Source organism: Limnohabitans sp. 63ED37-2, assembly GCF_001412535.1.
Classification (GTDB): Bacteria; Pseudomonadota; Gammaproteobacteria; order Burkholderiales; family Burkholderiaceae_C; genus Limnohabitans_A.
This window is the reverse complement of sequence record NZ_CP011774.1, coordinates 2092798-2105306: the sequence shown is the minus strand read 5'-3', so window position 1 is coordinate 2105306 and position 12509 is coordinate 2092798. Positions and strand designations below refer to the sequence as shown.

At 59.8% G+C, this 12509-nt stretch carries 13 protein-coding genes; 6 read left to right on the top strand and 7 right to left on the bottom strand.

Features of this window, described 5'->3' with window-relative positions:
- Positions 1-20: 20 nt before the first annotated feature.
- Complete coding sequence (locus L63ED372_RS09980; RefSeq protein WP_062405773.1) at positions 21-1454, bottom strand: aldehyde dehydrogenase family protein; 1434 nt, start codon at positions 1452-1454, stop codon at positions 21-23.
- A gap of 189 nt (positions 1455-1643) precedes the next feature.
- Between L63ED372_RS09980 and ppa the strand changes: the two genes are divergently transcribed.
- Positions 1644-2174 (top strand): inorganic diphosphatase, encoded by a 531-nt coding sequence (ppa, locus tag L63ED372_RS09975; RefSeq protein WP_062405772.1) that lies wholly within the window; start codon positions 1644-1646, stop codon positions 2172-2174.
- 89 nt (positions 2175-2263) lie between these two features.
- Here ppa and L63ED372_RS09970 read toward each other — a convergent pair whose 3' ends face one another.
- Positions 2264-3451 carry a GNAT family N-acetyltransferase gene (locus L63ED372_RS09970; RefSeq protein ID WP_231624475.1) on the bottom strand — a complete coding sequence of 396 codons (1188 nt, stop codon included), beginning with the start codon at positions 3449-3451 and terminating at the stop codon, positions 2264-2266.
- A 4-nt stretch (positions 3452-3455) separates the two neighbouring features.
- Here L63ED372_RS09970 and L63ED372_RS09965 point away from each other — a divergent pair, with 4 nt between their 5' ends.
- Both L63ED372_RS09965 and L63ED372_RS09960 read left to right on the top strand, forming a co-directional pair.
- Positions 3456-5129 (top strand): NAD+ synthase, encoded by a 1674-nt coding sequence (locus L63ED372_RS09965; RefSeq protein ID WP_062405769.1) that lies wholly within the window; start codon positions 3456-3458, stop codon positions 5127-5129.
- Positions 5130-5164: 35 nt separating this feature from the next.
- Entirely contained in the window at positions 5165-5503 is a 339-nt protein-coding gene (locus L63ED372_RS09960) for a P-II family nitrogen regulator (RefSeq protein ID WP_019425321.1), read from the top strand.
- A gap of 42 nt (positions 5504-5545) precedes the next feature.
- Here the strand turns inward: L63ED372_RS09960 and L63ED372_RS09955 are convergent, their stop codons facing one another.
- The 5 genes from L63ED372_RS09955 to L63ED372_RS09935 form a co-directional block, all read right to left on the bottom strand.
- Entirely contained in the window at positions 5546-6160 is a 615-nt protein-coding gene (locus L63ED372_RS09955) for a TIGR00730 family Rossman fold protein (protein ID WP_062405767.1), read from the bottom strand.
- A gap of 20 nt (positions 6161-6180) precedes the next feature.
- Complete coding sequence (locus L63ED372_RS09950; RefSeq protein WP_082431786.1) at positions 6181-6714, bottom strand: RDD family protein; 534 nt, start codon at positions 6712-6714, stop codon at positions 6181-6183.
- A gap of 148 nt (positions 6715-6862) precedes the next feature.
- Entirely contained in the window at positions 6863-7531 is a 669-nt protein-coding gene (locus tag L63ED372_RS16520) for a DUF3106 domain-containing protein (protein WP_231624474.1), read from the bottom strand.
- 121 nt (positions 7532-7652) lie between these two features.
- Complete coding sequence (locus L63ED372_RS09940; protein ID WP_062405762.1) at positions 7653-8105, bottom strand: DUF3619 family protein; 453 nt, start codon at positions 8103-8105, stop codon at positions 7653-7655.
- Complete coding sequence (locus L63ED372_RS09935) at positions 8102-8668, bottom strand: RNA polymerase sigma factor (RefSeq protein ID WP_062405760.1); 567 nt, start codon at positions 8666-8668, stop codon at positions 8102-8104. The genes L63ED372_RS09940 and L63ED372_RS09935 overlap by 4 nt, the downstream gene beginning before the upstream one ends.
- Positions 8669-8970: 302 nt before the next feature.
- Between L63ED372_RS09935 and L63ED372_RS09930 the strand changes: the two genes are divergently transcribed.
- The 3 genes from L63ED372_RS09930 (at position 8971) to ilvC (ending at position 12424) form a co-directional block, all read left to right on the top strand.
- The gene (locus tag L63ED372_RS09930; RefSeq protein ID WP_062405757.1) at positions 8971-10743 is read left to right on the top strand and encodes an acetolactate synthase 3 catalytic subunit; all 1773 of its coding nucleotides are present in this window, start codon (positions 8971-8973) and stop codon (positions 10741-10743) included.
- Between the two features lie 132 nt (positions 10744-10875).
- Positions 10876-11367 carry an acetolactate synthase small subunit gene (gene ilvN, locus L63ED372_RS09925; protein ID WP_019429372.1) on the top strand — a complete coding sequence of 164 codons (492 nt, stop codon included), beginning with the start codon at positions 10876-10878 and terminating at the stop codon, positions 11365-11367.
- Positions 11368-11407: 40 nt separating this feature from the next.
- Entirely contained in the window at positions 11408-12424 is a 1017-nt protein-coding gene (gene ilvC / locus L63ED372_RS09920) for a ketol-acid reductoisomerase (protein WP_062405755.1), read from the top strand.
- Positions 12425-12509 lie beyond the last annotated feature (85 nt).

Here is a 12509-nt window from a genome sequence, read left to right as displayed (position 1 = left end):
GCACACGGGCAGCCGTGTGCTCAGCCGTGTGCGATGGCCACGGTCTTGAGGGTGGTGAAGCCCAGCAGCGCTTCCAAGCCTTTTTCGCGGCCGTAGCCCGATGACTTGACGCCACCGAAGGGCAGCTCCACCCCACCCGCTGCGCCGTAGTTGTTGATGAACACTTGGCCGCTGCGCACGCGCTTGGCCATGCGAAATTGGCGACCGCCATCACGGGTCCAGATACCGGCCACCAAACCGAAGTCGGTGGCATTGGCCAACTCGACGGCGTGGTCTTCGTCTTGGAAGGCCATGGCCGACAGCACCGGACCAAAGACCTCTTCTTGCGCCAAGCGGTGCATCACCGGCACGTCACGCAAGAGCACCGGGGCTTGGTAAAACCCACCTGCAGGCACACCGGCAGCGATCTGGCCTTGTGCCACGGTGGCGATGCCGTCGGCGCGGGCCTGGTCCAAAAAGCCGGTGACCCGCTCCAACTGGCTGGCGCGGATCAGGGGCCCCAAGTCCAGGTTCATGGCGGCCGAGCCCACTTGCAGGCGGCCAAAGGCTTCGCCCAAGCGGGCCAGCAGGGGTTCGTAAATGCCTTGCTGGATCAGCACGCGTGAGCCCGCGCTGCAGGTCTGGCCCGAGTTCTGCACGATGGCATTGACCACCACGGGAATGGCCGCATCCAAGTCGGCGTCGTCAAAAATGATTTGGGGGCTCTTGCCGCCCAGCTCCAGCGTCACGGGGCAGTGGCGCTCGGCCGCCACTTGCTGGATGAGCGTGCCCACGCGAGGGCTGCCGGTGAAGCTGATGTGGTCGATGCCCGGGTGGCGGGCCAGCGCGTCGCCCACTTCGTGGCCGTAACCCGTGACGATGTTCAAGGCCCCGGCGGGAAAGCCGACTTCGGCCGCCAACTGGGCCACTCGGATCAGGCTCAGGCAGGCGTCTTCGGCGGGTTTGACCACGCAGGCATTGCCCGCTGCCAAGGCGCCGCCCACGCTGCGACCAAAAATCTGCATGGGGTAGTTCCAGGGGATCACATGGCCCGTGACGCCATGCGGCTCGCGCCAGGTCAGGACGCTGTAGCCGTTTTGGTAGGGCAGGGTCTCACCATGCAACTTGTCGCAAGAACCGGCATAAAACTCAAAGTAACGCGCCAGGGCCACCGCGTCGGCGGCGGCCTGTTTGGTGGGTTTGCCGCAATCGCGCTGCTCCAAGGCGGCCAGTTCGCCCGCGTGTTCGGCCATTTTGCGCGACAGCGCCATCAACAGCCGTCCGCGTTCCACCCCGGTCAACCGCCCCCAAGGGCCATTAAAAGCAGCCCGCGCAGCTTGCACCGCTTGGTCGATGTCGGCCGCTTGGCTGCGCGGGATTTGATCGAACACCTGACCGTCCGAAGGATCGATGACGTCAAGGGTTTGCCCTGCCAGGGCGGGGATGGATTGGTTGGCGATGAAGTTGTGTTGCATGCCACCATTGTCGGTGGTGGCGCTGGCTTGGAAATCACGCGCGAGACATCCCGCCCACCGATGCAGTGGGGGGCAGGGGTGAAAGGTCGGATTCAGCCTGTGTTCCTGTTTTCGCAAGCCTTGTGAAAGTAAAATCGGGGTTAATCCCTAGGATTTTTCGTTTCTTCTCAACTTTCAAAAGCAGACACCATGTCCCTGAACAAAGTCACCCCCGGCAGCAAAGTCCCCGACGCATTCAACGTGATCATCGAAATCCCGATGAACTCCGACCCTGTGAAGTACGAAGTGGACAAAGAGTCCGGCGCTTTGTTTGTGGACCGTTTCATGGGCACCGCCATGCACTACCCCACCAACTACGGCTACGTGCCCCAAACGATTGCCGGTGACGGCGACCCGGTGGACGTGTTGGTGATGACCCCATTCCCATTGCCCCCAGGCGTGGTGGTGTCGTGCCGCGCCATTGGCATCTTGTTGATGGAAGACGAAGGCGGCATGGATGGCAAGATCTTGGCCGTGCCCACCGAAAAAATCTTGCCCATCTACGCCAACATCAAGGCCTTGTCCGATGTGCATGAGTTGCAACTCAAGCAGATCGCTCACTTCTTTGAGCACTACAAAGACCTGGAAAAAGGCAAGTGGGTCAAAGTCAAAGGTTGGGAAGGCGTCGAATCTGCGGCCAAAGAGCTGATGGACGGCATCGCCAATTACAACAAGGCCTGATGGGTCTGGGCCGGCGGCTTCTGCGTGAAGCCGCTGGATCCGCAAAACGCCTGCCCGGTTTGCGCCGCGCAGGCGTTTTTTCTTGGAATTTACTGGGGTTTTTTCAGCGGCGAGTGCTGCTGCAGGGCGTCCATGTAGTTGTCGATGCCCGCTTTTTCGCGCTCCAAATACCGCGCCACCGCCTCCGAAAACGACGGGTGCGCCAACCAGTGGGCGCTGTGTGTGGGGGTGGGCAGCAGGGCGCGGGCCATTTTGTGCTCACCCTGGGCGCCGCCTTCAAAGCGCTTGACGCCATTGGCAATGCACCACGCGATGGGCTGGTAGTAGCAGGCTTCAAAGTGCAGGCAGTCCACCCGCGCCAGCGCCCCCCAGTAGCGGCCATAAGCCACTTCGGGCTGGCCTGCGGCGTTCAGATGTAGGCCGATCAGGCTGATGCCAATGGGCTGCGCCTCGTGTTCGGCCACAAACAGCAGCCAATTGGCGGCCATGTCGCGCCGCATGGCCTCGAAAAACTCCGGCTTCAAATAGGGCGCGTTGCCGTGTTCCCAATAGGTTTGCTGGTAGCAGCGCAGCAGCAAGGCCCAGTCATCGCCCGTCATGTCGGGGCCACGCACGGCGCGAAAGCTGACGCCAGCTTCCGCCACTTTGCGGCGCTCTTGCCGGATTTTTTTGCGCTTTTCCTGGTTCAGGCTGTCCAAAAAGTCATCAAAGTCGCGCCAACCCTGGTTTTGCCAATGGAATTGCACCTGACTGCGCTGGAGCAAACCCGCCGTCTCACAGGCTTGCAAGTCTTGTGGACTGCCAAACAGGATGTGCAGCGAGGGGATGTTGTTGGTTTGGCAAATGTCCAGCAAGGCGGCCAGCAGGGCTTGCCGAGAGGCATCACTTTCGGCCAGCAATCGGCTGCCGGGCACGGGTGTGAAGGGCGAGGCCACCAGGGCTTTGGGGTAATAGTTGAGGCCATGGCGCTCGTAAGCGTCGGCCCAAGCGTGGTCGAACACATACTCGCCGCGCGAATGGGTCTTGAGGTAGAGCGGGCAGGCTGCGGCCAGTGTGTGGCCCGTGGGGGTGTCGCGCCACAAACTGATCACTTGCAGTGTCCAGCCCGTCTCGGGTACGGCAGAGCCGCTGGCGTGCATGGCCGACAAATAGGCATGCCGCATGAAGGGCGATGGGGCATCTTGCTGGGCGAGCAAGCCGTCCCAGGCTTCGGGCGTGATGCCGCTCAGGTCATCCTGCACCCGGGTGACATAATTCAAGCTCAAATTTTCCAGCACCTGTATGACTCTCCAAATTAGTGTGGCCCAGCTCAACTTTGTCGTCGGTGACATGCCGGGTAACGCCCGCAAAATCATCGACGCTGCCATTGCGGCTTATGCCCAAGGGGCCAGGCTGTTGATCACGCCCGAGTTGTCGATTTGCGGCTATGCGGCCGAAGACCTGCTGCTGCGCCCGGCCTTCATTGACGCCTGTGATGATGCCCTGAAAACGGTGGCCCGCGAACTGGCTGGGTTAAAGGGCCTGCATGTGGTGGTGGGCCACCCCGAAGGCGGCGGCGTGCGCACCCGCAGCGTGGCCGTGACGCGGCGTCACAACCGCGCGAGTGTCCTGTGCGAGGGGCAAGTGGTCTGTGCTTACGACAAGCGCGAGCTGCCCAACTACCAGGTGTTTGACGAGCGCCGTTACTTCACGCCCGGCAACGGGGTGGGTGTGTTTGAGGTCGAGGGGGTGCGAGTGGGTTTGCTCATTTGTGAAGACGCTTGGTTCGACGAGCCGGCCCGCTTGGCGCGTGACGCTGGGGCGCAGGTGCTGGCCGTGCTGAACGCATCGCCTTTTCATGCCGGCAAAGGCCCGGAGCGTGAGCAGCGCATGCGCGAGCGCGTGGCCGACAGCGGTTTGCCCCTGATTTATGCCCACCTGGTCGGCGGCCAAGACGAGGTGATTTTTGAAGGGCGCTCCTTTGCGCTCAATGCCCAAGGCGAAACGGTGGCGCGGGCCGAGGGCTTTCGCGAAGCCGACTTGGCAGTGCAGGCGTCGGTTGGCCAGCAGGGTGTGAACCTGAGCGCTGCCCCCGAGGCCTTGGTGCCCATGGCCAGCGCTGACGCCGAGCTGTGGGACGCGCTGGTGCTGGGCGTGCGCGACTACCTGGGCAAAAACGGTTTCAATGGCGCGATTTTGGGCTTGTCGGGCGGCATCGATTCGGCGCTGGTGCTGGCGATTGCGGTGGACGCGATCGGAGCCGACAAGATCCACGCCGTGATGATGCCTTCGCCCTACACGGCCGACATCAGCTGGATCGATTCGCGCGACATGGTCAAGCGCCTGAATGTGCGCTACGACGAGATTTCGATTGCATCGCTGTTCGATGGCTTCAAGCAGGCGCTGTCGGCGCAGTTCGAGGGCCTGAAAGAAGACACGACCGAAGAAAACATTCAGGCCCGCATTCGCGGCACCTTGCTCATGGCGCTGTCCAACAAGACCGGGGCGATTGTGCTGACCACCGGCAACAAGAGCGAGATGGCCACGGGTTATTGCACCTTGTATGGCGACATGGCGGGCGGTTTTGCGGTCATCAAGGACGTGGTCAAGACCCGTGTGTTTGACCTGGCCCGTTGGCGCAACCTTCATGACCCGTATGGCACGGGCAGCCAACCGATTCCCGAGCGCATCATCACCCGTCCGCCCAGCGCCGAGTTGCGCCCCGACCAAAAAGACCAAGACAGCCTGCCAGCCTATGAGGTGCTGGACGCGATCATCCAGCGCTACATGGAAAACGACGAGGGTGTGGAAGCGCTGATGGCCGATGGTTTTGAGCGGGCCGATGTGGAAAAAGTCACACGCCTGATCAAGCTCAACGAGTACAAACGCCGCCAGTCGCCTGTGGGCATTCGCGTGACGCACCGCAGTTTTGGCAAGGATTGGCGTTATCCTATGACCAACAAATTCCGCGCCTGAATTCGGGCCAACACCATTTTTTGAGGATTTCCCCCATGAAACAGATCACCGCCGTCATCAAGCCTTTCAAACTGGAAGAAGTGCGCGAAGCCTTGGCCGAATGCGGCGTGACGGGTCTGACAGTGACCGAAGTCAAGGGTTTTGGCCGCCAAAAAGGCCACACCGAGTTGTACCGTGGCGCCGAATACGTGGTCGACTTTTTGCCCAAGGTCAAGGTCGAGGTGGTGGTGAAGAACGACGATGTGGACAGCTGCGTGGACGCCATCATCAAGGCGGCTCGCACCGGCAAGATCGGTGACGGCAAGATTTTTGTCACCTCGGTGGAGCGCGTGGTGCGCATCCGCACGGGTGAGCAGGACGAAACCGCCATTTGATCCCGCGCGGGCTTGCTCATTCAGACCCGTCGTTCACCCCATTCAAAGCAGTTCGGTTTTGGCGGCTGGTGCAAATCCCGCCGCTTCCACCAAGGCCTGCAGCAAGACCTCGGGCGCGGTCCCAACGCGGACCAGACCGGTTTGCCAGTCGGCCATGAAGCCCTCTTTCACCACTTGGCCAATGAAGGCCATCAGGGTGTCGTAGTAACCTAGGCTGTTCAAGATGCCCACGGGTTTGTCGTGGTATCCCAGCTGGCGCCAGGTCCAGACTTCAAACAGCTCCTCGAAGGTGCCAATGCCTCCGGGCAAGGCCAAAAACGCGTCGGCTTTTTCGGCCATCAGGCGTTTGCGCTCGTGCATGGTGTCCACCACATGCAGCTCGGTGCAGCCGTGGTGCGCCCATTCTTTTTCCACCAGCGCAGTGGGGATGATGCCGACCACGGTGCCGCCTGCAGCCAGTGTGGCCTCTGCCACCAGGCCCATCAGGCCATTGCGACCACCGCCATAGACCAATTGGCCGCCGTGCGCACCGATCCAGGTGCCCACTTGGACGGCGATTTGCGCGAATTCAGGTGAGTTGCCGGGTTTGGAGCCGCAATAGACGCAGATGGAGAAAGCAGGTGCAGGCCCGTCAAAGGTGGAGTCCGTGGTCGACATGGTGGGTGAATTCAGGGGTTTCAGCGCGAGGTGATGAGGCGGGTACCGGCCCAGACGTCGTGCCAAAACTGTTTTTGGGCATGAAAACGGCTGAGCAAGGCCCAGACCAGGACCCAGCCCACGGTCAGCCAGCCGACTGCGGCGGCGGACAGGCCAAAGGGCAAGGTCAGCAAGAGGGGGGGTAAAAACCAGAGCCAGCTCAGCACATAGCGCAACAAGGCGCGGCGCTGGCTCAAGGGTTGCCCAGTGGCCGAGACCACGCGGATGTGCCAGGTTTTCATGGCCAGGGTCTGGCCTCGGTGCCAAAACCAGGTGAAGTAAATGCCCAAAATCAAAAACAGGAATGCCTGCAGGCCGGGACGGTTGTCCAGGGCGTGGCGGGTTTGACTCAGGCTGCTGAACAGATAGCCCGCAATGAACACGACGCCAAAAAGCAACATGCCCTCATACAGCCAGCAAGCCATGCGGCGTTTGAGTGATGGGGCAGTCAGTGGGTCGGTATCGGCGGGCAGGGATGCTGGGGGCGTCGGGGAGTCGGGCACGCGCTGAGTCATGGGGGCCATGGAATTTGGAAGATGAAATTGCGTGGGGCTGAGGTGCGGAAACTTTCAAGGCGGTAAGGTCACAAGTTGGGCACTTGAGCGCTCAGGCTGGTGGGGGTGATTGTGGCCCAAAGCCCAACGGGCGCCGGGTCGGTCAGTCTCAAGAGGGCTGAGGCAGCAAGGTTTTGGGGTGAATTGGCTTGGAGGGCGCGACCCGCTGTACCGCCCGTGTGGCGTTGACCGGCAACAGTGGGGGACTGACCAAGCGGGTGCTGGGCGGCGCAAAGCTGCGGGCGACGCTTTTGGCAGGGGGCTTGGGGCCGGAGGACAGCTTGCTTTTTTCCTGTTCAGACAGAGCCTGGTAAGCCTCCCACTGAGCACGTTTGTCCTGTGCAGACAGGGATTGCATCGTGTTGAAATGGAAACGCGCCTGGCTGCGCTGGCGAGGGCTGAGCGCCGCCCATTCACGCATGCGGCTGTGAAGGGTCTGTTGTTCCTCATCCGAGAGTTGGAAAAAATTTCTGGACAGTGCCAGCCATTTTTGGCGTTGCTGAGCCGTCATTTCTTGCCATTTTTCAGCCAAAGGGGCGAGGGCTTGTTGTTGGCGTTTGCTCAACGATGGCCAAGCGCTCGTGTCCGAGCCGGAGGCACCGCTGGCGGCCGAGGGGGGCTGCAAGCTGGGACCGAGGGCTGGTGTTGCGGAAAATGCAGAGTCGGCTTGGGTGACGGGATGAGCACTGGCCGCTTCCGACAAGCTGGGCAATGAAGTGGGGGTGTCAGAAGGGGCCAATGCTGAAGGGGGGGGCGGGGTTTGCGCCCAAACGGGCATGACCAAAATCAGCGAAAGGACCCCCTGCAAAAGGACGCCCAGGGTGCGGCGTGGCTGTGGCTGGCCTGGTGGAGTGACCAACTGATCTGCCCTGCAATGCAGGCCAAATGTCCAACCGGTTTCAGTCATTTCGCGCGTCGTGGTGGAGCTGAATTTTCATGAATTGCACAAAACCCGGGTCGGTGTAGGCGACGGGTGGCAATTCGTCGAGCAACAGGGCGGAATCGAGGGTGGCGATGTCGGACTCAGCCAAGTCGCGTTGCAAGCTCTGAATGAGCATCAGGCCCAACACCAAAGCCAACAAAGGCAAAGCAGAGACCAAGATGCGCCAAAGGTTAAGGCCCTCGTCGGGCAGCCCGTTGAGGGTGCCGTTGGCTTGGACGGCAAGGCTGTGGCGCATCAGACGTTGCGGCATGGGTCGGGACTTCAAGGCCGTTTGGCGTGCCACACGCAGTCTCTCGCCGATGTCGTGTCCCACATTCTGTGCGGGCACGTTCAATTGCGCGGCCAAGGTCTGACCCCAAAGGTCCATGTCGGCGGTGGTGGCAGTGGCGGATGTCTGGGAATTTTTCATGGATTCATGCCTTGGAGGGCCAAGGTTTTACTCAAGGACTGGATGGCGCGGGAACAATGGGTCTTGACGCTGCCTTCTGAGCAGCCCATCACGGCGGCGGTTTCAGCCACGTCCAGCTCCTCCCAATAACGCAGCAAGAAGGCTTCTCGTTGACGTGCGGGCAAGGTCATGATGGCTTTTTCAATGTGTTCCAAGGTTTGTACCCGCCCAAGCCACTGCTCGGCGCTTTGGCTGGCGGGGGCATCGGCGTCGCCCGTGGTGACTTCGAGCAAGTCAAAGTCGCCCAGGTCATCGCGGTGGTCAAAATCATCCAGGTTGGAAAACAGGGCGTTTCGTGTTTTGCGACGGCGAAACCAGTCGAGCACGGTGTTGGACAAAATCCGTTGGAACAACAGCGGCAGTTCTTGGGCCGGTTTGTCGGCGTAGTGGGTGCACAGCTTGATCATGCTGTCTTGCACGATGTCCAGCGCCCCTTCCTCGTCACCCACGTGGTAGAAAGCCCGTTTGAAGGCTTTTTTCTCCACGCTTTTGAGGAAGTCAGAAATGTCGGTGTCCGAGGCCAAGGTGCGTCCAGCGGCGGGCTGTGTCCTGTATGAGCGACAGTTGGGTGTGGGAACCTAACCGTGCGGATTTTGGTGGTTGATTATGTCACTTGGACGGTGATGAAACATCTATCTTCAAAGGCCCAGCAGCAACGGTGCGATAATAACGGGTTGCAATTGAAAAAAAGCAAACGGATCACCGTCCGGCACTTTTACAGTTTGGTGCCCATGTCTGTGGTCTCAAGTCCCAAAGCCACTTCACAAGAGTTGTGCCAAGGGGCACCCAAGGTTTTTCGTTAGAGAAATTCACAAAGGTTGAATATATGGAAATCAATAAAGCCGAAATGGCATCCGCTGCGTCCGTCGCTTCTTCTGGTCAAGAACTGCGTGGGGCCGAAATTCTGGTCAAGGCGCTCCAGGCCGAAAACGTCGAGTTTGTCTGGGGTTACCCCGGTGGGGCTGTGCTCCACATCTACGACGCTTTTTACAAACAAGAAACCATCCAGCACGTTCTGGTGCGTCACGAGCAAGCCGCCGTGCACGCCGCCGACGGCTATGCCCGCGCCACAGGCGAAGTGGGTGTCGCTTTGGTCACTTCTGGCCCCGGCCTGACCAATGCCGTGACCGGCATCGCGACCGCCTACATGGACAGCATCCCCATGGTCATCATCAGTGGTCAGGTGCCCACTGCGGCCATTGGCCTCGATGCCTTCCAGGAGTGCGACACCGTGGGCATTACGCGACCCATCGTCAAGCACAACTTCTTGGTCAAAGACGCAGGGGACATGGCCGAGGTCATGAAAAAAGCCTTCCACATTGCCCGCACTGGCCGTCCCGGCCCGGTGGTGGTGGATGTGCCCAAGGACGTGTCGTTCAACAAAACGCTGTACACCGGCTATCCCGATAAAGTCGAGATGCGCTCGTACAACCCGGTGCGCAAAGGCCACGGCGGCCAGATTCGCAAGGCCATGCAGCTGTTGATGTCGGCCAAGCGCCCCTACATCTACACCGGTGGTGGTGTGCTGCTGAGCAACGCCAGCCCCGAGTTGCGTGCTTTGGTGGACATGCTCAATTTCCCGGTCACCAACACCTTGATGGGTTTGGGGGCGTTTCCGGCGACTGACCGGCGTTTCTTGGGCATGCTGGGCATGCACGGCACGCTGGAGGCCAACAATGCCATGCAAAACTGCGATGTTTTGCTGGCCGTGGGCGCCCGTTTTGACGACCGCGTGATTGGCAACCCCAAGCACTTTGCGCAAAACGAACGCAAAATCATCCACATCGACATCGACCCCTCCAGCATCTCCAAGCGTGTGAAGGTGGATGTGCCGATCGTGGGCGATGTGAAAGACGTGTTGACCGAGTTGATGGGCATGATCCGCGAATCCGGCCTCAAGCCCGACAGCCAGGCCCTGGCGCAGTGGTGGGAAACCGTCGAAGGCTGGCGTAAACGCGACTGCATGAAGTACGACCACCAAAACAGCTTGGTCATCAAGCCACAAAAGGTCATCGAGACCCTATGGGACATGACCAAAGATGCCGACGCGTACATCACCTCCGATGTGGGTCAGCACCAAATGTGGGCTGCTCAGTATTACAAGTTCAATGAACCACGCCGCTGGATCAACTCCGGTGGTCTGGGCACCATGGGCGTGGGCATCCCTTACGCCATGGGCATCAAACTGGCCAAGCCCGACAGCGAGGTGTATTGCGTGACGGGTGAAGGCTCGGTGCAAATGTGCATCCAGGAACTCTCGACTTGCCTGCAATACAACACGCCCATCAAAATTGTGGCTCTGAACAACGGTTACTTGGGCATGGTGCGCCAGTGGCAGGAGATCGATTACTCCGGTCGCTACAGCCACAGCTACATGGATGCTTTGCCCAATTTCGTGAAGTTGGCCGAGGCCTATGGCCACGTCGGCATCTTGGTTGAAAAGCCTGAGGATGTGGAGCCCGCTTTGCGCGAAGCACGCAGGCTCAAGGACCGCACGGTTTTCCTGGACATCCGCACGGACCCCACCGAAAACGTGTTCCCCATGGTTCAGGCTGGCAAAGGCATCACCGAGATGCTGATGGGCGCTGAAGATCTTTAATTCATCACACTGGACGAATCTATTGCCCGTCAAACCTGCGCATTACCGTGTGTAGGGGAGGGCGGCGAAAAACGGCAGTTCACTGCGCCAAACTTTTCTGGTTGCATGCCGTCGCAAAAAGAGGAATCACACATGAAACACATCATCGCTGTATTGATTGAAAACGAAGCGGGCGCTTTGTCCCGCGTGGTGGGGCTGTTTTCGGCCCGCGGCTACAACATCGAGTCCTTGACCGTGGCCCCGACCGAAGACCCCAGCTTGTCGCGCATGACCATCCAGACCGCAGGGTCGGATGACGTGATCGAGCAAATCACCAAACACTTGAACCGCCTCATTGAGGTGGTCAAGGTCGTGGACCTGACCGAAGGTGCTTACACCGAGCGCGAGTTGATGCTTGTGAAGGTGCGTGCCGTGGGCAAGGAACGCGAGGAAATGAAACGCATGGCCGACATCTTCCGTGGCCGTGTGATTGATGTCACCGACAAGAGCTACACGATTGAGCTCACCGGTGACCAATCGAAGAACGACGCCTTTTTGGAGGCGATCGACCGCAGTGCCATCTTGGAGACCGTGCGCACAGGTGCATGCGGTATCGGGCGCGGCGAGCGCATCCTGCGCGTCTAAACTCAACCCTTGAACCTGTTTTATTCCTAAGGAGAACCCTGTGAAAGTTTTTTACGACAAAGATTGTGATCTGAGCGTCATCAAGGGCAAGACTGTTGCCATCATTGGTTACGGCTCGCAAGGCCACGCCCACGCCCAGAACCTGAACGACAGCGGCGTCAAAGTGGTGGTCGGTCTGCGCAAAGGCGGCGCATCATGGGACAAAGTCGGCAAAGCCGGTTTGACCGTGATGGAAGTCAACGACGCTGTCAAAGCCGCTGACGTGGTCATGATCTTGTTGCCCGACGAGCAAATCGCCGACGTGTACAACAACAACGTGGCGCCCCACATCAAGCAAGGCGCTTCTTTGGCGTTTGCTCACGGTTTCAACGTGCACTACAACCAAGTGGTGCCCCGTGAAGACTTGGACGTGTGGATGGTCGCCCCTAAGGCCCCTGGCCACACCGTGCGAAATACCTACACTCAAGGCGGCGGCGTGCCCCACTTGGTGGCGATTCACCAGGACAAGAGTGGCAAGGCCCGCGCTTTGGCCCTGAGCTACGCCATGGCCAACGGTGGCGGCAAGGCTGGCATCATCGAGACCAACTTCAAAGAAGAGACCGAAACCGACTTGTTCGGTGAGCAGGCTGTTCTGTGCGGTGGCGCGGTTGAGCTGATCAAGATGGGTTACGAGACCTTGGTGGAAGCCGGTTACGCCCCTGAAATGGCTTACTTCGAGTGCTTGCACGAGTTGAAGCTGATCGTGGACCTGATCTACGAAGGCGGCATCGGCAACATGAACTACTCGATCTCGAACAACGCCGAGTACGGCGAGTACGTGACCGGTCCTGAAGTCATCAACGCGCAGTCGCGCGAAGCCATGCGCAATGCCTTGAAGCGCATCCAGACGGGTGAATACGCCAAGATGTTCATCTTGGAAGGCCGCACCAACTACCCCAGCATGACGGCCCGCCGTCGCCTGACTTCCGAGCACTCCATCGAAGTTGTGGGCGCACAATTGCGCGCCATGATGCCTTGGATCGCCAAGAACAAGCTGGTTGACAAGACCCGCAACTGATCTTGCCCTTGGGTAAGATGGAAAAAGGCCACTCAGGTGGCCTTTTTCTTGGGCGCTGGGTCTGCCTTAAACTCAGCTGACACGG

What these genes read in the sequence shown, in the direction of transcription:
- L63ED372_RS09930 (WP_062405757.1), top strand. Translation starts at nt 8,971, where the DNA reads ATGGAAATCAATAAAGCCGAAATGGCATCCGCTGCGTCCGTCGCTTCT.
- L63ED372_RS09940 (WP_062405762.1), bottom strand. Translation starts at nt 8,105, where the DNA reads ATGAAAAATTCCCAGACATCCGCCACTGCCACCACCGCCGACATGGAC.
- L63ED372_RS09960 (WP_019425321.1), top strand. Translation starts at nt 5,165, where the DNA reads ATGAAACAGATCACCGCCGTCATCAAGCCTTTCAAACTGGAAGAAGTG.
- ppa (WP_062405772.1), top strand. Translation starts at nt 1,644, where the DNA reads ATGTCCCTGAACAAAGTCACCCCCGGCAGCAAAGTCCCCGACGCATTC.
- L63ED372_RS16520 (WP_231624474.1), bottom strand. Translation starts at nt 7,531, where the DNA reads ATGCCCGTTTGGGCGCAAACCCCGCCCCCCCCTTCAGCATTGGCCCCT.
- L63ED372_RS09965 (WP_062405769.1), top strand. Translation starts at nt 3,456, where the DNA reads ATGACTCTCCAAATTAGTGTGGCCCAGCTCAACTTTGTCGTCGGTGAC.
- L63ED372_RS09980 (WP_062405773.1), bottom strand. Translation starts at nt 1,454, where the DNA reads ATGCAACACAACTTCATCGCCAACCAATCCATCCCCGCCCTGGCAGGG.
- L63ED372_RS09950 (WP_082431786.1), bottom strand. Translation starts at nt 6,714, where the DNA reads ATGACTCAGCGCGTGCCCGACTCCCCGACGCCCCCAGCATCCCTGCCC.
- L63ED372_RS09955 (WP_062405767.1), bottom strand. Translation starts at nt 6,160, where the DNA reads ATGTCGACCACGGACTCCACCTTTGACGGGCCTGCACCTGCTTTCTCC.
- ilvN (WP_019429372.1), top strand. Translation starts at nt 10,876, where the DNA reads ATGAAACACATCATCGCTGTATTGATTGAAAACGAAGCGGGCGCTTTG.